Here is a 23,184-nt window from a genome sequence, read left to right as displayed (position 1 = left end):
TTTAGTATTCGCCGGCTCTGTATTTTTTCAGAAGTTTATCGATTCTCTCGTATGGATCTAAGAGATCGCTGATCGTTGTATCATGATTTAAAGTATCGATGATGTAAGCGATGTATTTACTCATATCACAGTTGATGTAGTAAGGTCTTGAAAGCAGTTCAGGACTCTGGTAAGTCAGGTTGGTCGTTACGACACGATAGATGATACCATCTTCTACTGCCTTGTCAAATTTTTCTAATCCGTTTGTGAACAGACCAAAGGTTGCAACGGTAAAGATACGGTTTGCTTTTCTCTTCTTTAATTCAGTTGCAACGTCGATCATACTTTCTCCAGAGGAGATCATATCGTCGATAATGATCACGTCCTTGCCCTCTACGGAAGAGCCTAAGAATTCGTGTGCTACGATCGGGTTACGTCCGTCTACGATACGGCTGTAATCACGGCGTTTATAGAACATCCCCATATCCAGACCTAAAACGTTGGCAAGATATACGGCACGGTTTGTACCACCTTCATCCGGGCTGATGATCATCATGTGATCGGAATCGATCTGTAAATCCTTAATGTGTTTGCAGATACCTTTGATAAACTGGTAAGCCGGCTGAACGGTCTCAAATCCGTGCAGCGGAATGGAGTTCTGAACTCTAGGGTCATGAGCATCGAAAGTAATGATATTTTCTACACCCATGGCAGTCAGTTCCTGTAAAGCGATTGCACAGTCGAGAGATTCTCTGGAACTTCTCTTATGCTGACGGCTTTCATACAGGAATGGCATGATGACCGTGATACGGCGTGCCTTACCACCAACGGCTGCGATGATACGTTTTACATCAGCGTAGTGGTCGTCCGGAGACATGTGGTTTGTCTGTCCGCACAGAGAGTAAGTCATGCTGTAGTTGGTCACATCCACCATGATATAGAGGTCATAACCACGAACGGAATCTTTGATCACACCTTTGGCTTCACCGGAACCAAAACGAGGGGTATCTGCATTTACAATATAAGATGCGCGGTGATAATCCTTGAATGCAATGTTATCCTTGTGTGCATTGTGACGTGTGTCTCTCCATTTTACAAGATACTGGTTCACCTTCTCTCCGAGTTCCGTGCAGCTTGCTAACGGAATCAGACCGAGAGCACCGGTTGGAATCGTTTCCAAGTTTCTTTCATCATTTGCCATGATAGAGTTCCTCCATATGTTCATTTATTGTAATTATAATAAGTTCTTAAAAAATACCACAAAAGATTATAGCAAAGATATACTGTTATTGCAATTTCTTTTTAATGCGGATATCGTCTCCGAAAAGTTTGATCATCGTATAATTAGAAGAAATACGCGAAAAAGTCCGTTCGGAATAAATTTCTGCAAGCTGGTTTAAACCAAGGTTTGTAGATATTATGGTTGATTTTTTTCTTAAAATACGTTCATTCAGACATAAAAATAGCTGAGAGACCGTAAAGGAGTTAGAAAGCTCCGTTCCAAGGTCATCAATGATCAGTAAATCACAGTCAAAAATATTCTGATACGGAAGTGCCATATCCTGTGCTCTTTCAAAGACATTTTTTTCAAAAACATGGAAAAGTTCAAACGCCGTAAAATAAATGACTGAATGACCGCGGTCTAATAATTCTTTTGCAACACAATTAGATAAAAAAGTCTTGCCGACACCGGTATCACCATACAGAAAGAGATTAGAAAACTCTTTCGTAAAGCCGGCAATAAAATTCCGGCATTCCGCAACGGCATTCTGTGCAGTCTCTCTTGCGGAAAGTCCGGTAGCAGGATTGGTCTGCTCATCGGAATAATAGGAAAAAGAAAAAGTGGAAAAATTCTCTTTTTCTAACACCGACTTTAAGTTCGACTGTGTATACACTAGATCAATGGCTGCCTGCTTAAAGCAGTGGCAGCGTTCGTTGCCGATATATCCGGTATCCTTGCAGTCTGCACAGGTATAAGTCGGTGCGAGATAGTCCTTCGGATATCCGAGGGATGCGATCAGACCGGATTTTTCCTTTTGCAAAAGGGTAAGACGTTCCCGTAATTTTTGGGATTCTGCTTCATCACCGGATAACAACAGTCTGGCACTCGAAACAGAAGTAGAAGAAATCTCGTCATCTAAAAGTGTCAGCCGTGGTTCTTTTTCATAAATCTCTTTGGTGCGGAGTTCTAATCTGTGCCGGTTTTCGGTCTGACGCTGTTCATAACCCCGCATGATCTCATCATATTGAGCATTTGTTAAAGCCATAGCCTCTCCTTTACTGAATTGAACGGTTTAAAAGCTGACGTTCTAACTGGTCATAGTTATAATTTCTCTGGGAGAAATTGTTGAATTTACTTCCGGTATTTTTCGGTGGTGTCGGATGCTTCTTTGCTTTCTTATCCTTATAGGAAGCATCTAAAACTGCAATATCCTCTAAATGATGGATCTTATTATCCTTCCAGCTATGCAGGATCGTATCGGTATATTCAAAGCTCGGCTGGTGAATCGCCTGAATGGTACGTTTGCAGGCTTCCGTGATAATATCAAGGGTAAAGCCATACTCCTTCATCCATTTTTCAATAAAATCCATCTCATACGGTACCAGGTTGCGGTTGCTGATGCCAAGGGATTTGATCACTGCATAATAAGCCTGATTATGTACGGTAGAAAGCTGCTTTGCCTGTTCCGCAGTGTGGATCTTTAAGTCTGCCCAGGAAAGAGCGACCTTGTCCATATAGCGGAGACTCGGATGACCTTTTACAATGCAGTGCTCGATCAGATATTCTACTAACTCGGCAGAAAATCCAAGGCTATCGTACCAGTAGAGTATCATTTGCATATCGGTCGGAGTCAGAGGACGTTTTAAATATTTCTCTGCAACAAACAGCATCGTACGGACATCTTCTTTTTCGCGGAAATTGTCCATCTCATCAGTAGAATATTCGCGTCTGGCGTTCTCTTTTTCCTCTGTGGCAGGTGCTGCGGTATTGTCTGTTGCAGCATTTTGTGGCATATGCGTTGTGCTGCCGGTTACAGTATTCGGAATCCTTTGTGCAGTGACAAGTTCCGGAGCACTTACCTCCTGTGGTTGTGGCATATTTCCGGAATCTAAAAAATAAATACCGGACAGATCTCCCTCGTTATCGTATTCTAAGCGGAGAAGGTTCAGTTTTTCCCAATAGCACAGCGCACGTTTGATATCCTTTTCCGTATGTTCAAATTTGTCTGCCATTTTAGAAATGGACAGTTCGCTTTTATTGCCGTTGATACAGCGGAGCAGATAGAGATAAATCTTCACGAACTCACCACTCGCGTGAACCATATACTGGTCAATAAAGACATTAGGAACACAGGTAGTCGTAGCAGGACTATCTGTGTGTAGTGTAATATTTGACATGAAAGCTCCCTCTTTCGTTTTCTCTCTCAATTTGATATGTTGTGAATTATAGCACAGTTTTTTTGAAAAGAGAAGTGCTATATTTCCCACAAAGCCCCTGTTTATCAAGGGTTTCGGGATTGTGGATAATGTGGATAATTTTGTGCAAAACCGTTATGGTTAACTCACAAAAAAATAGTTTTCCCCAAAAATCGGGACAAACCGTAACTCGCAAAAAATATTATGTAAATAAAAAAAATCCACATGGAAAAGCGGAAAATTATTCGCTACTCCATGTGGACAATGTGGATAACTACTGTCCAAGCAGATGTTCACCCACGTTTACAATGTCTCCGGCACCCATAGTTATCAACAGGTCTCCGTTCATACATTTTTTTAATAAAAATTGTTCAATCTCATCAAAGGAGTGGAAATAATAAGCCGTTGTTCCGGCATCCTGAAGTCTCTTCTGGATATCACCGGAGCTGATCCCTAAGGTATCGGTTTCTCTTGCAGCATAAATATCTGCAAGCACAACGATATCCGCTAAAGACAGGGCATCGGCAAAATCTTCTAAAAATGCTTTGGTGCGCGTGTAGGTATGTGGCTGGAAAACACAGACGATACGTTCATGAGGATAATTTTTTGCAGCCTCTAAGGTTGCGCGGATCTCCGTCGGATGATGGGCGTAATCGTCGATGATCGTAATGCCGCCGACCGTACCTTTTTTTTCAAAACGGCGTTTGGTTCCATGGAAAGCAGACAGGCCACTTATAATAGAAGCAACCGGAATCTTCATCTGTGTGCAAAGAGCAATCGCCGCAAGGGCATTCTGTACATTGTGTTCTCCCGGAATGGAAAGTGTGATCTGTCCGATCGTTGTATCTCCCTCGTGAGCAAGAAAACTTGCGCATCCCTTTTCATTATAAGAAATATCGGAAGCATAGAAATCATTGTCAGCAGACAGACCATAGGTAACGACTTTCGCGGAAAGCCCCTCTGTAATAGCGTCATGCTGTTCGATGGCACCATTTAGAACGATCACACCGTCAGGAGCCGTATTTTCCGCAAACAGACGGAAAGAATGACGGATATCGTGGATATCCTTAAAAAAGTCTAAATGGTCTTCTTCTATATTTAATATCAGACAGTATTTTGGGCGGAAATTCAAAAAGCTGTTTGTGTATTCACATGCCTCCGTTACAAACAGGTTGGATTTTCCAACGCGGATGTTGCCGCCGATCGCATCTAAGATACCGCCAACGGAAATGGTCGGGTCCATTCGGGCATCTAAAAAAATCTGGGAGACCATAGAAGTCGTAGTGGTCTTTCCGTGCGTACCTGCGATCGCAACAGAATCCGAATAATTATCCATGATCTGTCCTAACAGCTCAGCTCTGGTCAGTGTCGGAATGCCTGCAGCCTTCGCGGCGGCAAGTTCCGGGTTATCTTCGTGGATCGCTGCCGTATAGACGACTAAATCCGTACCTTCTTCAATATTAGAAGCGCGTTGTCCGTAAAAAATCTTCGCTCCGGCATTCGTAAGTTTTTCGGTTAAAGGTGACTTCTGCGAGTCGGAACCGGAGATCGTAAAATGTTCTTCAAGTAAAATCTCGGCAAGACCGCTCATACTGATACCGCCAATGCCGATAAAGTGAATATGAATTGGTTTTTTAAAATTAATCTGATACATTTTTTACCTGTCCATTCTATCTAGAAATCTTAGTGCATATTTATCTAATATATTATAACCCTATCTTTCAAAATTGCAAACGAATTTGAGCGAAGTTCAAAAATATCAGGAAATCATAAAAAGTTATAAAATAAATCCACATTATACTAAATTTTACAAAAATACACACAAATTATCAGAAGAATTGTGAAAGCTGTTGAAATGCCGAGACGGGGTATGGTATAATTATTAAGAAATAAAAGCAAGGTTAAAAGGGGTGATGAGAATGGCAAAGAAAGAAATGATTGCGATGCTGTTAGCGGGAGGTCAGGGAAGCAGATTAGGCGTTCTGACAGCCAAAGTGGCAAAACCGGCGGTAACTTTCGGAGGAAAGTATCGTATTATAGATTTTCCGTTAAGTAACTGTATCAACTCAGGGATTGATACAGTCGGAGTTCTGACACAGTATCAGCCGTTGCGGCTGAATACTCACATAGGAATAGGTATTCCGTGGGATTTAGACCGGAACAATGGTGGAGTAACCGTACTTCCTCCATATGAAAAGAGCAATAACAGTGAATGGTATACAGGAACAGCGAATGCCATTTACCAGAATATGAATTACATTGATACCTATGATCCGGAATATGTCCTGATCTTATCCGGTGACCATATTTATAAGATGGATTATGAGGTTATGTTGGATTTCCATAAGGAAAATAATGCGGATGTAACCATTGCAGCAATGCCGGTACCGATCGAAGAGGCAAGCCGTTTTGGAATCGTTATTACAGATGAAGAAAGACGTATTACGGAATTTGAGGAAAAACCGGAGAAGCCGAGAAGTAATCTGGCATCCATGGGAATTTACATCTTCACATGGAAAGTTTTAAAGGAAGCCCTGATCTCTATGAAGGATCAGAGCAACTGTGACTTCGGAAAGCATGTAATTCCGTATTGCCACAGCAAGCAGCAGAGACTGTTTGCTTATGAATACAACGGATACTGGAAAGATGTTGGAACCTTAGGCTCTTATTGGGAAGCCAATATGGAACTGATCGATCTGATCCCGGAATTCAATCTCTACGAGGAATACTGGAGAATCTATACCAAGAGTGAGATTTTTGAACCACAGTATTTATCAGAAGATGCCGTAGTGGAAAAGAGTATCATCGGGGAAGGCAGCGAGATTTACGGAGAAGTACATAGTTCCGTGATCGGAGCAAATGTACGGATCGGCAAAGGCAGTGTTGTCCGTGATTCCATTATTATGGCAAATACCACGATCGGCGAGAATGTCATTATCGATAAATCCATCGTGGCAGAGAATACCGAGATTGCAGACCGTGTGGTTTTAGGTGAAGGCGAAGAAGCACCGAGCAAATTAAATGAGAGTATTTATGCATTCGGACTTGTTACGGTAGGAGAGAATTCCTATATACCGGAAGGAGTAAAGATTGGTAAGAATACGGCAATTTCCGGTGTAACAGAACTTTCCGATTATACAGAAGGAGAGTTGAAGGCAGGCGAATACATCATTAAGGCAGGTGAGATACAATGAAAGCATTAGGGTTAATTTTAGCAGGCGGAAACAATAACCGGATGAGAGAGCTTTCAAATAAGAGAGCGATCGCGGCAATGCCGGTCGGAGGAAGTTTCCGTTGTATAGATTTTGCACTGAGCAATATGTCAAATTCACATATTCAGAAAGTTGCAGTGCTGACACAGTATAATGCCCGCTCTCTGAACGAACATTTAAGTTCTTCAAAATGGTGGGATTTCGGAAGAAAACAGGGAGGACTCTATGTCTTTACACCAACGGTTACATCCGATAACAGCTGGTGGTATCGTGGAACGGCAGATGCGATTTACCGAAACATTGATTTCTTAAAGAGATGCCATGAACCATATGTGATCATTACCAGTGGTGACTGTGTCTACAAGATGGACTACAATGAAGTCTTAGATTACCACATCAGCAAGAAAGCCGACATCACGGTAGTATGCAGGGATATGGGACCGGAAGAAGATGATGTGTGCCGTTTCGGAATCGTTCGGATGAATGAGGATTCAAGGATTGTAGAGTTTGAAGAAAAACCGATGGTAGCACGTTCTAATACCGTATCTACCGGCATTTATGTCATCCGCAGAAGAGCATTGATCGAGATGTTAGAAAAGTGTGCAGAAGAAGCACGTTGGGACTTCGTTACGGATATCCTGATCCGCTATAAGAATCTGAAACGTATCTATGGATATAAAATGACCGGTTACTGGAGCAACATCGCAACTGTAGAATCTTATTACAAGACCAATATGGATTTCTTAAAAGAAGATGTGCGTAACTATATGTTCCGCAGTGAACCAAAGATTTATTCTAAGATCGATGATCTGCCGCCGGCAAAATATAATACCGGTTCCGTTGTAAAGAACAGTCTGGTATCGAGTGGATGTATCTTAAACAGCAAGGTAGAGAATTCTGTATTGTTTAAGAATGTCTTTGTCGGAAAGAATTGTGTGATCAAGAATTCGATCATCTTAAATGATGTTTATATCGGAGACAATACACATATAGAGAATTGTATCGTAGAGAGCAGAGGAACACTTAATGCAAACACATACTATTGCGGTGACAATGGTGTGAAGGTGGTTGTAGAGCATAACGAGAGATATGTGTTCTAAATAATTCTGTACATAGATAAGTATTCATAAAATGAACCTATCAGCAGGGCAGTTTCGCAAGTCGGGACTGTCCTGTCTGTGATTTAAAAAAGTAGTGAAATAAAAATGGGAAAGGTTACATTTTCGCCACAAAATATACAAAAAGTTTTTGTAAAATATGAAGTATTGTAATATAATGGGAAAAGCAAATTAAAACGCGGAGGATATTATGGAACAGTTGAAAGCCATTATACTGGCAGCAGGAAAAGGAACCCGAATGAAATCAGAACTTCCAAAAGTGGTACACCGTATAGACGGACAATGTCTGGTAGACTATGTGATTGATGCGGCAAAAGGTGCAGGTGCTAAGGATATCTGTCTGGTAGTCGGTTATAAACATGAAGTGGTGGAGGCAGAGATTTCTCATCAGGATGTTCAGTATGTATTGCAGACAGAGCAGCTTGGAACAGGTCACGCTGTAAAATGTGCGGGTGATTTTCTGACCGGAGAGGGAGAAACCTTAATCTTGTTTGGCGATACTCCGCTGATTACGGCAGGCACATTAAAGAGATTAAAGGAATATCACAGAGAAAAAGGAAATACTGTAACGGTATTATCCGCAATGGTGGATGACCCGACCGGATATGGACGAATTATCCGTGATGAAAATGGGAACTTTATTAAGAGTGTAGAGCATAAAGATGCAAATGAGGCGGAACTGGCATCCCATGAGATTAATTCGGGTATGTACATCTTTGATACAAAAGAGCTGCGACAGGCATTGGATTTACTGACCACGGATAATGCACAGGGAGAATATTATCTGCCGGATACACTGACCATTATTAAAAATAAAGGCTTAAAGGCAGATGCATTTGCATTGGAAAATGCAGAGGACATTACAGGAGTCAATGATCAGCAGCAGCTTGCAGAAGCGGCAAAAATTATTGATGAGAGAAAGAAGACACATTCTTAACAGGAGAAATACACGAAATGTACTTAATTGCAGGTTTAGGGAATCCTACAAGACAATACGACCATACAAGACATAATGTAGGATTTGATGTCATTGATGCTTTAGCAGAGAAGTATCATATCAGTATCAATGAAAAAAAACACAAAGCTCTACTTGGAAAAGGAGTTATAAACGGTCAGAAGGTCATACTCGCAAAACCGCAGACCTATATGAATTTAAGTGGTGAGAGCCTTGTGGAACTGGTGAACTATTATAAATTGGACCCGGAAAGTGAATTGATTGTCATCTATGATGATATCAGTTTTTCACCGGGAAATCTGCGTATTCGTGAGAGCGGAAGTGCAGGCGGCCATAATGGTGTGAAGAGCATTATTAAGTGTTTAAATACGCAGAGATTTATGCGAATCAAAGTGGGAGTTGGTGAAAAGCCAAAGGACTGGGATTTAGCAGACTTTGTATTAGGACGATTTACAAAAGAGGAGCGGGAACATTTAGAAGGTGCCATGGAAAGAGCGGCTGAAGCTGTCTGCTATATGGTAAACGGCGAAGTGGCAAAGGCAATGAATGAATATAATAAGAAGGTAACAGATTAAAATGAAGGCAATCGAAGAAGTCTTACATGGCTGGGCGGATTATGAAAAAATCCGGGAATTCCTAAAGAAAGAAAAGGGAATCATTCAGATTTCCGGTTGCGTTGACGCAGGAAAAGCACATATGGTATACGGAGTTGGCAATGGTTTTGGAAAGAAAATCATTGCTACTTTTAGCGAACAAAAAGCCAGAGAATTGTATGAGGACTGTCGTTTTTTTGATGACAATACCGTGTACTATCCGGCGAAAGATATTTTATTTTACCAGTCAGACTTACGGGGAAATCAGCTGACCAAAGAGCGGATGAATGCCATGAAGGTGTTGTTAGAAGAAGAGCAGATGACTTTAGTTACGACATTTGATGGTTTGATGAACCGCCTGATGCCTCTTGAAAAATTAACACAATTTATCTTAAGGCTCGCACCGGGAGATGAGCTGATTCTGACGGAGTTTACGAAGCAGTTAGTAGCCATGGGCTATGAGAAAAATTATCAGGCAGAGGCAGGCGGACAGTTTGCAGTCCGGGGCGGTATCATAGATATTTATCCACTGACAGAGGAAAATCCATATCGTATTGAATTGTGGGGCGATGAGATCGATTCGATCCGCAGCTTTTCAGCGGAGAGCCAGCGTTCCCTAGAGAATCTTGAAACAGTTAAAATTTATCCGGCAGCAGAGATCATCTTTGAAGAGGCTACCTTAGAAAAAGGTTTAAAGAAAATTGATGCAGATGCTAAAAAACTAAGTGAATTCTATCAAAAAGAAATGAAAACCGAAGAAGCACACCGTGTGCGCCTGTTAGCGTCAACTGCAAAGGAGAGTATTGAGCAGTTCGGAAGTGTCGAGGGTATGGATGCGTATTTGACCTATTTTGAAGAAGAAACGGTTTCGCTTCTGGATTATTTTTCTAAGGAGGATGCACTGGTATTTTTAGATGAACCAGTCCGGGCAATAGAAAAGGGAAGAGTCATAGAAAAAGAGTTTCAGGAGAGCATGAAGCAGCGTCTGGAAAAAGGCTATATTTTACCGGGACAGATGGATTCTCTCTATTCCTATGAAGAAATTGCAGCAAGACTGATGGCACATAAGGTCATCGGTCTGGCGGCACTTGAAATGAAAGAGAAGGCACTTCCGACCAAAGAATATTTTTCGATTCAGATGAAGACCGTCAATCCGTATAACAACAGTTTTGAACTGTTAATTAAGGATCTGAAACGATATAAAAAGAACCACTATCGTGTCATTCTCCTATCCGGTTCAAGAACCAGAGCGAATCGTCTGGCACAGGATATCACAGAAGAAGGGATCAGTGCATTTTATACACAGGACGAGGAGCATGAAGTAAAACCGGGCGAGGTCATGGTTGCCTATGGAAAAATCAAAAAGGGCTATGAGTACCCGGATCTGCAGTGCGTCGTCATTTCGGAAAGTGATATTTTTGGCAGGGAAAAGAAAAAGAAGAAAAAACGCAGAGTCTATGAAGGAGAGCAGATACAGAGCTTTTCCGATCTGCATGTCGGCGACTATGTGGTCCATGAAAATCACGGACTTGGTATCTACCGCGGAATTGAAAAAGTAGAAGTAGATAAAGTCGTAAAAGACTACATTAAGATCGAATATGCCAAAGGCGGAAATCTCTATATCCTTGCAACCCAGTTAGAGCTGATCCAGAAATATGCCGGTGCGGATGCCAAAAAACCAAAGCTGAATAAATTAGGAACACAGGAGTGGTCTAAGACAAAGTCAAAGGTGCATAAGGCAGTCGCGGATATTGCACAGGATTTAGTTGAACTTTACGCAAAACGTCAGAACCGGGAAGGTTATGTATATGGCGAAGATACCGTATGGCAACGGGAATTTGAGGAAATGTTCCCGTTTGAGGAGACGGAAGATCAGGAGCTTGCCATTGAAGCTACCAAGCAGGACATGGAGAGCAAGAAGATCATGGACCGTCTGATCTGCGGAGATGTCGGCTATGGAAAGACGGAAGTTGCCATCCGTGCGGCATTCAAAGCCGTGCAGGAAGGAAAACAGGTGGTATATTTAGTTCCGACAACGATATTGGCACAACAGCACTACAATACATTTGCGTCAAGAATGAAAGATTTTCCGGTACGGGTGGATCTGCTCTGCAGATTCCGGACGAGTGCGCAGCAGAAAAAGACCATCGAGGATCTGAAAAAAGGAATGGTCGATATTGTCATAGGAACGCACCGTGTCCTTTCAAAAGATGTTGCGTTTAAAGATTTAGGACTTCTGATCATCGATGAGGAACAGCGTTTTGGCGTTACCCATAAAGAAAAGATCAAAAAAATGAAAGAAAACGTGGACGTACTGACATTAACTGCGACACCGATCCCAAGAACCCTGCACATGAGTCTGATCGGAATCCGTGATATGAGCGTCTTAGAAGAACCTCCGATGGACAGAATGCCAATCCAGACTTATGTTATGGAGTATAACGAAGAATTAGTCAGAGAGGCGATCGTCCGGGAAATGTCAAGAGACGGTCAGGTGTATTATGTCTTTAACCGGGTAAATCAGATTGAAGATGTTGCGGCAAAAATTGCCTCACTGGTTCCGGAGGCATCCGTTGCCTTTGCTCATGGGCAGATGAAAGAGCGGGAATTAGAGAACATCATGTACAGTTTTATTAATGGTGAAATCGACGTACTGGTATCGACTACCATTATTGAGACCGGACTGGATATCTCCAATGTCAATACAATGATCATCCACGATGCAGATAATCTGGGACTTTCCCAGCTCTATCAGCTTCGCGGAAGAGTCGGAAGGTCGAACCGGACAGCTTATGCGTTCCTGCTCTATAAACGGGATAAGATGCTAAAGGAGATAGCAGAAAAACGTCTGGCAGCCATCAAGGAATTTACGGACTTAGGAAGCGGCTTCAAAATTGCTATGCGTGATTTGGAGATTCGTGGTGCCGGAAATCTGTTAGGTGCAGAGCAGCACGGTCATATGGAAGCAGTCGGATATGACCTTTACTGCAAGATGTTAAATGAAGCAGTCCGGCATTTAAAGGGAGAGCAGAAAGAGGAAAACTTTGACACGGCACTGGATGTAGATATTGATGCGTATATTCCGCCTGCTTATATCCCGAATGAATTCCAAAAGCTGGATATCTATAAGCGGATTGCGGGAATTGAAAATGAAGAAGAGAGCGAAGAGATGTTAGAAGAGCTGATAGACCGGTTTGGTGACCCGCCGAAATCCGTCGAAAATCTGCTCTGGATCGCAAAAGTCAAAGCCAAGGCACATTCATGCTTTTTAAAAGAAGTAACGCAAAAAGGCGAAAATATACGCTTTGTGTTCTTAGAACATGCAGCAATAGACCCGGTCAAGATCCCGGATTTTATTGCCCTGTATGATTATGCACTGGATTTTACACCGGATCAGAAGGGGCCGTATTTTACCTACCACTTTAAGAAAAATTCCAGACAGGAGAAGTTATCCGTAACAGAGGCGATCGAGAAGATCCTTACGGATATTGAAAAAATGCTGGTATTACACTATAATGAAACAAGCAGACAGGAAAACTAGGAGGAACAGACAGATGAAAATAAAGAAAGTTGCGGCATTGGCACTTGCGGCAGTGATGGGAGCATCTATGTTAGCCGGATGTGCTTCTAAGTCGATAGATGAGGATGCAGTTGTTGTAAAAATGAAAGACGGAGAAGTCAGACTGGGTGTTGCGAATTTTATGGCACGGTATACCCAGTATACCTATGACAGTATTTACGGTTCCTATTTCAAGGATGATTACTGGTCACAGGATATGTCGGGAAAAGGAAAGACCATGGAAGAGGAAGTAAAGAGTCAGGTTATGGATTCCTTAAAGACCTATTACGCATTAGCGGCGCATGCCGATGACTATGGTGTGAAGATCACCAAAGAGGATAAAAAGAAAATAGAAAAAGCGGCAAAGAAATTTATCTCCGACAACTCGAAAGATGCCGTTACGGAAATGAGTGCCACAGAAGAAGATGTAGAAGAGTATCTGCGTCTTGTGACGATCCAGCAGAGAATGCAGGCAAAAATAGAAGAAGATGTCAATGCCAATGTCAGTGACGAGGAAGCAGCGCAGCGTACCTTTAGTTATGTTTTCGTTTCTACCGAGGGAACCACTACAGAGGACGGAAAACAGAAAGCATACAGTGATGCAGAGAAAAAAGTATTGCGCCAGAAAGCACAGGCATTAGCAGCAGTAAAACCGGAAGAATTAGAGTCCAAGGCAGAAGAAGCAGGACTGACCGTTGCACAGGACTCCTACGGTTCCGCAAAAGATGAGAACAGCAGTCTGGATAAAAAAGTCTTAAAAGCAGCAGACAAGCTGAAAGCAAATGAAATGTCCGGTGTGGTTGAGACAGACAAGGGATATTATGTGATCCGTTTAGACAGCGAGTTCGACCAGAAAGCAACGGATGAGAAGAAAGACGAGATCATCGGACAGCGTCAGCAGGAACTTTATCAGAAGGTATGCGATGAATATACCAGCGATTTTAAATTTGATATCGATAAAAAAGTCTGGAAACAGGTCAAATTTGATAATCATTTCAAAGCAAAAGAGACCACAGACACAAAACAGGATTAGAATGCACTAAAAAAAGAAAGACACATATAGTAAAGTAGTAAGAAATGATCCCTGCCATAGAAATGTAATAAAAAAGTAAAACTATGTAAATTTACAAATGGGAAAATTATGCTATAATAGTACTGTATGAGCAGAAATATAATTGGAAAGATTTTACGATAGAAACATTCTTGACAAATAAGAATACAGGATACTATAATTACTGATTGTATGAAAATATAGAGGTGCAGGATGGAACAATATGTAATCAAAGGTGGAGTTCCGCTTTCCGGTGAAGTTGAAATTGGTGGTGCAAAGAATGCAGCACTTGCCATTTTAGCGGCAGCCATTATGACGGATGAAACCGTAACAATAGATAATTTACCTGATGTTCGTGATATTAACGTACTGTTGGATGCGATTGCGGGAATCGGAGCAAAAGTAGAACGTATCGACAGTCATACCGTAAAGATCAACGGATCTTATATTGATTGCCTTTGCGTAGATTATGACTCTATGAAAAAAATCCGTGCTTCCTACTATCTGTTAGGAGCATTGCTTGGCAAATACAAAGAGGCAGAGGTCGCACTGCCGGGCGGATGCAATATCGGAAGCCGACCGATGGATCTGCATATCAAAGGATTTAAGGCACTCGGTGCAAGCGTGGAACTGCGGAACGGAGCAGTTGCCGTAGAAGCAAAAGAGCTTGTAGGTACCCACATTTATTTAGATAAAGTCTCTGTTGGAGCAACGATCAATGTTATGATGGCAGCAGTGATGGCAGATGGAAAGACAACGATCGAGAACGCTGCAAAAGAGCCGCATGTGGTAGACGTTGCAAACTTCTTAAACAGTATGGGCGCAAATATCCGCGGAGCCGGAACCGATGTTATCCGTATTGTCGGAGTAGAGAGTCTTCATAAGACCGATTATTCGGTCATTCCGGATCAGATTGAGGCAGGAACTTTTATGTTTGCGGCAGCCGCAACGCATGGAGATATTTTAGTAAAGAATGTCATTCCAAAACATTTAGAGGCAACTTCCGCAAAACTCTTAGAAGCAGGATGCCGCATTGAGGAATTTGATGATGCAGTACGCGTATCAGCGGCAGGAACATTGCACAATACACAGGTGACGACACTGCCTTATCCTGGTTTTCCGACGGATATGCAGCCACAGATGGCAGTGGTACTTGGAATTGCACAGGGAACGAGTACGGTAACGGAGAGTATTTTTGAGAACCGTTTTAAATATGTGGATGAACTGACTCGTATGGGAGCAGACATCAAGGTTGAGAGTAATGTAGCCATTATCAATGGCGTAGACCATTATATGGGTGCAAGGGTCAGTGCTCCGGATTTGCGTGCCGGTGCAGCACTGGTCATTGCAGGGCTTGCAGCCGAAGGAATTACCGTGATTGATGACATTCATTTTATTGAACGCGGATATGAAGAATTTCCGGAAAAACTCAGCCGGGTCGGTGCAAAGATTGAAAAGGTATCAACGGAAAAAGAGATTCAGAAGTTTACCTTAAAAGTGTCTTAGACAAATCATCATAGAATGAAAAATAAAAGAAACTACTATTTTACGAACAGGTATCGTAAAGCAGTAGTTTCTTTTTTGTATGTTTTCTATCAGTTGTGATGGCAAAAACTATACAACGGATTTGATATACAAAGCTGGTTCACGGTCTAAATCCAGACAGGTTCCGTCATCAAGCTGAATCATTGGCGCGGACAGATGCTTGGAATTTAAAAGAATAATTTTTGCACTTCTGCCATCGTTTAAAAGAATACGGTTATTCTGGTATGCGTTGGCAATATGCTCTAAAAATGTCAGGATATATTTTGGCTTGTATTTAGAAAGACCATCCTTTTCAAATTCGGCAATGACCTCAAACGGACAAAGCGGAGTACGGTATTTTCTTGCAGAGGTCATTGCGTCATAAACATCTGCAATGGCAATAATCATTGCGTGGCTGTCAATCTCATCAGCCTTAAGACCAAGTGGATATCCGCTTCCGTCACAACGTTCATGGTGGGACAGTGCTGCCTGTTTTACATGATAATCTAAATCCAGTTCTTTCAATAAATCATAACCCAGAATAGGATGCTGTTTAATCAGTGCAAATTCGCTGTCGGTCAGTTTTGTTTCTTTATTTAAAATATCGCTTGGAATTAAGAATTTACCAACATCATGTAAAGCGGCTGACAATGTCAGGGTATCTAAATCAGCCTCACTGAAATGTAACCATTTTCCTAACATTCTTGCAATCATTGCAACATTCAGGGAATGTGCAAAAATCGGATCGTCAATCTGACGCAGATTATGAATCATATCAAAGAACTGAATGGAGGTTCTGGTTTCTGAGATTAATAGTTTTGGAATCTCAACCAACTCCGTAGCGTGATTCATGGTTCTGGTATTGACCAACTCTTTTAAATAGTTGTTGAAATTTGTAATATGTCTGGTGTAATCAATCTGAAATTTTTGAAAGGAAGAACTTTTGCGAACCTTCTGGGAATATGATAATTCATGTTCCGGTGCAACAATCTTCTTTGGTTCTTCTTCTACGGTATCTTTGATATCAACGACAGACACGTTCTGAATATTGTAAAAAGACATACGCGTGATCAATGCCTCTGTTAATACCGTATTTTTACCGATGATCAACTGACCTGCTGTTGTCTTTACAGGGGCAGCAGTGACCATACCCGGTTTTAAGTCCTGTATTGTAATAACGCCCATGATTAACTCCTATCACTCCGAAAACGAAGTATCCTTTGTATTTGCTAATACCTTCTTTTAAATGCTCTTAAAAACTTTCATATATAAAAAAGTATAAATATTTTCAGAAAATTGTCAATATAAAATGAAGCAAAAGACAGAAAAAGGCAGAAATACATTAAATTAGCTTGACTTTTTTAACAAAGGAGAGTAAAGTAACGCCTGTAGATAAATCATAAATAATATATATCTCTCTTATTCAGAGTGGTGGAGGTACAGAGGACCTGTGAAGCCACGGCAACCCCTTTTGATGGAAGGTGCCTGCCTGAGCGAGAAATCGAACAATAAGAGGAAGGAATTGTAAGATTCGTGTCCGCTTATCACAGCGGATTTTTTTATGCGGCAAAATTCAGTTGTCAGAACTATGTTTTACGAATGTGATTTGCCATCCTGCACCAAGAGATATTTCAAGTTTCCTTGTGCAGAACATTCCGATGAACCTCAGAAAGCAGAAATCATGTTCGCCAGTGGGCTCCATGATTTCTTGAGTTTCATCTCCATTGCACAAAAAGAAACTTTCCATATCTTCTTGGTGCAGGCAGAAATATCACTTTGAAATATAGTTTTGACAATTGAAACTACATAAAAAATCATATGTATGTCGTATGATAATGAAAATCCGCAGGAGAGATACGATGACAAGGAGGAAAAAGATGGACAAGAGACTTTTTACATCAGAGTCAGTAACAGAGGGACATCCGGACAAAGTCTGCGATGCAATCTCTGACGCAATTTTAGATGCATTGATGGCACAGGACCCAATGAGCCGTGTGGCATGTGAAACAGCAACATGTACAGGATTTGTACTGGTAACAGGTGAGATCACAAGTCAAGCAGATATCGACATTCCAAAGATCGTACGCCAGACCGTAAATGAGATCGGATACAATGATGCAGCAACCGGTTTTGATGGCAATACCTGTGCAGTTATGGTTGCAGTAGATGAGCAGTCAAGCGATATTGCAATGGGCGTTGATAAGGCGTTAGAAGCAAAAGAGAACAAAATGTCTGACGAAGAGCTTGAAGCGATCGGTGCAGGCGATCAGGGTATGATGTTTGGTTATGCAACAAACGAGACAGAGGAATATATGCCATATCCGATTTCTTTGGCACACAAATTAGCATTACAGTTAACTAAGGTTCGTAAAGACGGTACTTTAAAATACTTAAGACCGGATGGAAAAACACAGGTATCCGTTGAGTATGATGAAGCAGGAAAACCGGTACGTCTTGAGGCAGTGGTACTTTCCACACAGCATGACCCGGATGTAACGCAGGAGCAGATACATAATGATATTAAAAAATATGTATTTGATGAGATCCTTCCAAAAGAGATGATCGATGCAGATACAAAATTCTTCATCAACCCGACCGGAAGATTCGTAATCGGTGGACCACACGGAGATGCAGGTTTAACAGGACGTAAGATCATCGTAGATACATATGGCGGATATGCACGTCACGGCGGCGGTGCTTTCTCAGGTAAGGACTGCACAAAGGTAGACCGTTCCGCAGCTTACGCAGCACGTTATGTAGCAAAGAATATTGTAGCAGCAGGACTTGCAGAAAAATGTGAGATTCAGCTTTCCTACGCAATCGGTGTTGCACAGCCGACATCTGTTATGGTAGATACTTTCGGAACCGGAAAAATTTCCGATGAGAAGTTAGTAGAGATCATCAGAGAGAACTTCGATCTTCGTCCGGCAGGAATCATCAAAATGTTAGACTTAAGAAGACCGATCTACAAACAGACAGCAGCATACGGACACTTTGGACGTAATGATTTGAATCTTCCATGGGAAGCATTAGACAAAGCAGATGAGCTGAAAAAATATCTGTAAATTTTTTAAAAAAGTTGATATAAGATAGCGGGAACAGTCCTTTTTTCTAAAAACAGAAAGAAGGGCTGTTTTTTATAAAAAGTTTAGAATTCTTTTTGAAAATAGCCATAGGATTCCGTAAGATTCGTGTTATAATAAAAATTATGAGAGGAAATCTATTATGAAGCTTAGAACAAGACTATGTATTGCTTTTTGTATTTTAATATTTATTCCGCTTCTTTTAACCGGTATGGCAGCATTTGGAGTCTACCGGACACAGTCTTATGCGTTTGAACAGGCAAAGGATGTGTTAGTCGATATTGGATTTTCGGTACTGCTGATCTTAATATTTACGGCAGCACTGATGACCGTCTGGATCTACCGGGCAATTATCGATCCGATCCGTAAATTAGAAAAGGCTGCACAGGAGATCCGGGATGGAAATCTGGATTTTGAGATTGAAGTAAAGGGAAATGATGAGATCAGCGAATTGTGTCAGAGCTTTGAGCAGATGCGAGAACAATTAAAGCAGTCGTCAGAGGAAAGGGTGCTAAACGAGAAAGAGAACCGGGAACTCATCAGTAATATTTCTCATGACTTAAAGACACCGATTACCGCAATCAAAGGCTATGTCGAAGGAATCATGGATGGAGTGGCAGATACACCGGAGAAGATGGAGAAGTATGTCCGCACCATTTACAATAAGACAAATGAAATGGATTTGTTAATCAATGAACTGACGATTTATTCTAAGATTGACACGAACCGTATTCCTTATAATTTCAGCAAGATTAATGTGGCAGAATATTTTGAGGACTGTGTCGAGGAGATAGGAATGGATTTGGATTCCAAAGGAATCGGTCTTTCTTATATTAATTATGCAGAGGATGATATTGTAGTCATTATGGATCCGGAGCAGATCCGGCGTGTGATACATAATATTATCAGCAACTCCGTCAAGTATTTAGATAAACAGAACGGCTTTATCAATATCCGTGTACGGGACGTTGGAGATTTTGTCCAGTTTGAATTTGAGGACAATGGACGAGGCATTGCAGCAAAGGATTTACCATATATCTTTGAACGTTTTTACCGTGCAGAGAAATCCAGAAATTCTGCAACGGGAGGAAGCGGAATCGGTCTTTCGATTGTTAAGAAGATTATTGAGGATCACGGTGGAAAAATCTGGGCAACCAGTAAAGAATCAAGCGGAACAACTATGTATTTTGTAATTCGCAAATATCAGGAGGTACCAAATGAGCAGAATATTGATCATTGAGGATGAGGTCGCAATTGCAGATTTAGAGCGTGACTATTTAGAACTCAGCGGCTTCACGGTGGAGATTGAGAATACAGGAGATGTAGGATTAGCGAGAGCATTAAAGGAGGAGTTTGACCTCTTTATCTTAGATTTGATGCTTCCGGGCGTTGACGGATTTGAAATCTGCAAGAGAATCCGGGATGAAAAAAATACGCCGATCCTGATGGTGTCTGCAAAGAAAGAGGACATTGACAAAATCCGTGGGTTGGGACTTGGAGCAGATGATTACATTACCAAACCGTTTTCACCAAGTGAGTTAGTGGCAAGGGTCAAAGCACATCTGGCACGTTATGAAAGACTCATTGGAAGCAGTGTGGAGACACGCAATATTATTGAAATCCGTGGAATTAAGATTGATAAGGATGCCCGCCGTGTGTGGGTTAATGAGGAAGAAAAAGCATTTACCTCCAAGGAATTTGACCTGCTTTGCTTTTTGGCAGAAAATCCGAATCGTGTCTATACGAAAGAAGAACTGTTTAAAGAAATCTGGGATATGGAATCGATTGGCGATATTGCAACTGTGACCGTGCATATTAAAAAAATCCGTGAAAAGATTGAATTTAATACGGCAAAGCCACAGTACATTGAAACCATCTGGGGTGTCGGTTACCGGTTCAAGGTATAATCATTCATATGATACCTGCTGAAATACTGCACCCGAAGGAGTGATCTCATAGACCACCTTTTTCTTTGTAACAGGATGGATAAAACCAATATGGTAGGAGCAGAGTCCGAGTGGAAGATAACCCGGTGTGTTCCTGCCATATTTTTTGTCACCGATGATCGGATGTCCGGCGTGGGCAAGCTGCACGCGGATCTGATGATGGCGGCCGGTCTTTAACTGTATCCGTACCAGACTGCGATCCTCCATTGTTTTTACGGTTTCATAGGATAATTCTGCACGTTTTGCACCGGTGGTATCTTTTGGGACTACGCTGGACACATTGCTTTTTCCATCCCGAAGCAGATAATTTTCCAGTGTGCCGCAGGCAGGAGAAAAAGTACCTTCCACCATGGCATAATAATATTTTTCAAAGGTATGGGCTTGCATCTGGGCAGACAGTGCTGCCGCACTTTTTTTATCTTTGGCAAATACCATCACACCTTCTACCGGCTGGTCTAAACGGTGCACCAGTCCGACATAGTGCGGTTCGCCTTTGGAAACCCGATAATTTTTTAACAGGCTGACCATATCGGTCACACCGGATTTTGGAGTCTGCGTCGGAATGCCCGGCGGTTTTTTACATACAATGATAAATTCATCTTCAAAAATAATCTCTAACATGGGTGGTATTATAACACAGACCTTTTGGAAAAGAAAGAATAAAAAGGGACTTTTTCTGACATACTTTTTTTATGAAAAACGAAGTGAAAAATTCCATGTTACAGTTATTAAAAATTGCGGTGATCACGGCACTGGTCTATCTGGCATTCCGCTATCTGTTAGGGCTTGTTTTCCCATTTCTGATCGCGTATGGAATTGCAGTGCTGCTCAATCCGCTGTTAGAAAAAATAAACAGACACTGGAAGATCAAACGGGGAATCTTAAGTGCATTGTTGGTGCTGCTCGTGTTTGCGGTGGCTGGTGGATTGCTCGGTATGGCAGGATATGCACTGATCAGTCAAGCCAAAAAACTGGTTCAGAATTACGATTCCGTTGCCGCGCAGGGAACGCAGGTATGGAATCTGTGCTGTCAGCGTGTCGAGGAGCTCTGCGGGATACAGAACGGTTATGTAGAACATTGCGTTTCCTCTTATGTGCCAATGCTCTGGCAAAAATGCCGGACAGATGTGGTACCAAAGCTGATGAATTATTCGATCGGTTATGTGAAAGGTTTTCTGGTAGGCTTTACGATCTTTATTGTCATTATGGTCTCTACGATCCTGATCCTTGCAGATTATCCGAATATCCGAAAAAAAGCGGTGGAGCATCCGATCGGGAATCTGATCTATCGGATCGGACGAAATATGAAAAAGGCAGGAGGTACTTATTTAAAGGCACAGCTTATCATCCTTTTGATCATCAGCAGTATTTGTTGTGTCGGACTTTTTCTGACCGGAAATTCGTATGCGGTACTGGTTGGATGCGGAATAGGGTTGTGCGATGCCCTTCCTTTTTTCGGAACGGGAACCGTGTTTATCCCATGGCTTCTATTCAAGGTATTCTGTGGACAGTATCTGCTCGCGGGTGCGTATGGGATCATCTATCTGATCTGCAACTTTACCAGAGAATTCTTAGAGCCAAAGCTGATCGGCAATAAATTATCCATTCATCCGATGCTGGTATTGATCAGTACCTATGTCGGTCTGTGCGTGTTTGGGGTCTTTGGGTTTTTTCTGGGGCCGGTGGCAGGGCTTTTGATCGCGGAGATTTATAAGGCGTCGGAGGAAGGGTGAGGAAAATAGTTTTATAGGATATAAGATATAGCTGATGGCACCGATGAAATATTCCGTGTTCCCTTGTGCAGGACATTCCATATTTCATCTGTGCCATCTTTCTACGGAGTCTATGAAAAAATATAAAGTTTATTTCTGTAAGGGACGAAAATCAGTTATCAAAGGGTGAAAGTAAAATGATTGCAGTCAGTAGTTTGGATGTAGTGTTTTTAAGAAATGTGTGTTAGATTATTGTTATACAACTCGGGATTTATAGGAGGAAGAGATGAATAAGCTAATACCTAAAATAGGTGCAGCAATAGTGACATTAACCGTTTTCCTTTTTGCAATATTTATGATAGTAGATTTTCCATTTGGTTCATACTTTGTATGTATGTTTTTACCGATAGGCCATATCATGATGGCGGCTGGCTTTCACCATGAAAGTGCAAAGGAACAACGAGTATCTGCAAATATAGGAATGATTTTTTCTGCAATATATGCGGTATTGATTTTCTTGGTATATTTTGCACAGACCACAACCGTAAGACTGGAAGATATAAATGAGCAAGCAATAAAGATATTAGATTTCCAGAGAGGTGGTCTGCTTTTTAATTACGACCTGCTCGGATATGGAATGATGGCTCTTTCAACTTTTTTTATCGGACTTTCTATTAAGGCAGAAAGTAAATCTGACAAATGGCTGAAATATCTGATGATTATACACGGTGTCTTTTTCATTGGTTGCTTTATAATGCCTATGACAGGTGTTTTCACAAGTATGGCAAATGGTGATAACGGCAATGGTGGCACAATCGCACTTCTGTTTTGGTGTGCTTACTTCATTCCAATAGGTATATTGTCGTATAGGCATTTTGAAAAAGAAAAACGATAAATTCAAGTTTGCCGAAATATATTTCTAACTTTCCCTATTTTACAGGCTTTCCGGCCTGTGCACTAGCGAAACGATATGTATTTTCCCTTATTTTTGCCCTTATGAGATAATCGTAAGGGAAATAAGGGAAAGTTTTATTT

At 41.5% G+C, this 23,184-nt stretch carries 18 protein-coding genes and 1 riboswitch; of the genes, 12 read left to right on the top strand and 6 right to left on the bottom strand.

What is annotated here, in order from left to right:
• Position 1: 1 nt before the first annotated feature.
• The 4 genes from WMO43_RS11105 to murC all read right to left on the bottom strand — a co-directional run bounded on the left by WMO43_RS11105 (position 2) and on the right by murC (position 5,050).
• Positions 2 to 1,180, bottom strand: coding sequence for a ribose-phosphate pyrophosphokinase (locus tag WMO43_RS11105; RefSeq protein ID WP_177963810.1), 1,179 nt, complete (start codon positions 1,178 to 1,180; stop codon positions 2 to 4).
• A gap of 85 nt (positions 1,181 to 1,265) precedes the next feature.
• On the bottom strand, positions 1,266 to 2,246 hold the full coding sequence (locus WMO43_RS11100; RefSeq protein WP_353531222.1) for an ATP-binding protein: 981 nt from the start codon (positions 2,244 to 2,246) through the stop codon (positions 1,266 to 1,268).
• A 10-nt stretch (positions 2,247 to 2,256) separates the two neighbouring features.
• Entirely contained in the window at positions 2,257 to 3,378 is a 1,122-nt protein-coding gene (locus tag WMO43_RS11095; protein ID WP_353531221.1) for a DnaD domain protein, read from the bottom strand.
• 292 nt (positions 3,379 to 3,670) lie between these two features.
• Positions 3,671 to 5,050, bottom strand: coding sequence for a UDP-N-acetylmuramate--L-alanine ligase (gene murC, locus WMO43_RS11090; protein WP_353531220.1), 1,380 nt, complete (start codon positions 5,048 to 5,050; stop codon positions 3,671 to 3,673).
• A gap of 265 nt (positions 5,051 to 5,315) precedes the next feature.
• On the opposite strand from murC, the gene WMO43_RS11085 reads away from it, so the two are divergent.
• The 7 genes from WMO43_RS11085 (at position 5,316) to murA (ending at position 15,390) form a co-directional block, all read left to right on the top strand.
• Positions 5,316 to 6,590 (top strand): glucose-1-phosphate adenylyltransferase, encoded by a 1,275-nt coding sequence (locus WMO43_RS11085; protein WP_353531219.1) that lies wholly within the window; start codon positions 5,316 to 5,318, stop codon positions 6,588 to 6,590.
• Positions 6,587 to 7,708, top strand: a complete 1,122-nt coding sequence (gene glgD, locus WMO43_RS11080; protein ID WP_177963093.1) for a glucose-1-phosphate adenylyltransferase subunit GlgD — start codon at positions 6,587 to 6,589, stop codon at positions 7,706 to 7,708. Before WMO43_RS11085 ends, glgD begins: the two co-directional genes overlap by 4 nt.
• Positions 7,709 to 7,916: 208 nt before the next feature.
• On the top strand, positions 7,917 to 8,663 hold the full coding sequence (locus WMO43_RS11075) for a sugar phosphate nucleotidyltransferase (protein ID WP_353531218.1): 747 nt from the start codon (positions 7,917 to 7,919) through the stop codon (positions 8,661 to 8,663).
• A 17-nt stretch (positions 8,664 to 8,680) separates the two neighbouring features.
• Positions 8,681 to 9,256 (top strand): aminoacyl-tRNA hydrolase, encoded by a 576-nt coding sequence (pth, locus tag WMO43_RS11070; protein ID WP_353531217.1) that lies wholly within the window; start codon positions 8,681 to 8,683, stop codon positions 9,254 to 9,256.
• A 1-nt stretch (position 9,257) separates the two neighbouring features.
• A complete protein-coding gene (mfd, locus tag WMO43_RS11065; protein WP_353531216.1) occupies positions 9,258 to 12,815 on the top strand; it encodes a transcription-repair coupling factor in 3,558 nt (1,185 codons plus the stop codon).
• Between the two features lie 13 nt (positions 12,816 to 12,828).
• Positions 12,829 to 13,866 carry a peptidyl-prolyl cis-trans isomerase gene (locus tag WMO43_RS11060; RefSeq protein WP_353531215.1) on the top strand — a complete coding sequence of 346 codons (1,038 nt, stop codon included), beginning with the start codon at positions 12,829 to 12,831 and terminating at the stop codon, positions 13,864 to 13,866.
• Positions 13,867 to 14,097: 231 nt separating this feature from the next.
• Positions 14,098 to 15,390: a UDP-N-acetylglucosamine 1-carboxyvinyltransferase gene (gene murA, locus WMO43_RS11055; RefSeq protein ID WP_353531214.1), complete on the top strand. Its 1,293-nt coding sequence runs from the start codon at positions 14,098 to 14,100 to the stop codon at positions 15,388 to 15,390.
• Positions 15,391 to 15,498: 108 nt separating this feature from the next.
• Here the strand turns inward: murA and WMO43_RS11050 are convergent, their stop codons facing one another.
• Positions 15,499 to 16,593: an HD-GYP domain-containing protein gene (locus WMO43_RS11050; protein ID WP_353531213.1), complete on the bottom strand. Its 1,095-nt coding sequence runs from the start codon at positions 16,591 to 16,593 to the stop codon at positions 15,499 to 15,501.
• 231 nt (positions 16,594 to 16,824) lie between these two features.
• Positions 16,825 to 16,923, top strand: a riboswitch (SAM riboswitch).
• Positions 16,924 to 17,285: 362 nt separating this feature from the next.
• On the opposite strand from WMO43_RS11050, the gene metK reads away from it, so the two are divergent.
• The 3 genes from metK (at position 17,286) to WMO43_RS11035 (ending at position 20,398) form a co-directional block, all read left to right on the top strand.
• Complete coding sequence (gene metK, locus WMO43_RS11045; RefSeq protein ID WP_353531211.1) at positions 17,286 to 18,473, top strand: methionine adenosyltransferase; 1,188 nt, start codon at positions 17,286 to 17,288, stop codon at positions 18,471 to 18,473.
• 160 nt (positions 18,474 to 18,633) lie between these two features.
• Entirely contained in the window at positions 18,634 to 19,731 is a 1,098-nt protein-coding gene (locus tag WMO43_RS11040) for a sensor histidine kinase (protein ID WP_177963551.1), read from the top strand.
• Positions 19,709 to 20,398, top strand: a complete 690-nt coding sequence (locus tag WMO43_RS11035) for a response regulator transcription factor (protein ID WP_177963550.1) — start codon at positions 19,709 to 19,711, stop codon at positions 20,396 to 20,398. The genes WMO43_RS11040 and WMO43_RS11035 overlap by 23 nt, the downstream gene beginning before the upstream one ends.
• Here WMO43_RS11035 and WMO43_RS11030 read toward each other — a convergent pair whose 3' ends face one another.
• Complete coding sequence (locus tag WMO43_RS11030) at positions 20,399 to 21,058, bottom strand: RluA family pseudouridine synthase (RefSeq protein ID WP_353531210.1); 660 nt, start codon at positions 21,056 to 21,058, stop codon at positions 20,399 to 20,401. It lies immediately after the preceding gene.
• Positions 21,059 to 21,153: 95 nt separating this feature from the next.
• Here WMO43_RS11030 and WMO43_RS11025 point away from each other — a divergent pair, with 95 nt between their 5' ends.
• Together WMO43_RS11025 and WMO43_RS11020 are read left to right on the top strand one after the other, a co-directional pair.
• On the top strand, positions 21,154 to 22,170 hold the full coding sequence (locus WMO43_RS11025) for an AI-2E family transporter (protein WP_353531209.1): 1,017 nt from the start codon (positions 21,154 to 21,156) through the stop codon (positions 22,168 to 22,170).
• Positions 22,171 to 22,435: 265 nt separating this feature from the next.
• On the top strand, positions 22,436 to 23,044 hold the full coding sequence (locus WMO43_RS11020; protein WP_353531208.1) for a hypothetical protein: 609 nt from the start codon (positions 22,436 to 22,438) through the stop codon (positions 23,042 to 23,044).
• Positions 23,045 to 23,184: the final 140 nt, after the last annotated feature.

This window comes from Maccoyibacter intestinihominis (genome assembly GCF_040096355.1).
Lineage (GTDB): Bacteria > Bacillota > Clostridia > Lachnospirales > Lachnospiraceae > Maccoyibacter > Maccoyibacter intestinihominis.
This window is presented reverse-complemented; position numbering and strand designations above follow the sequence as displayed.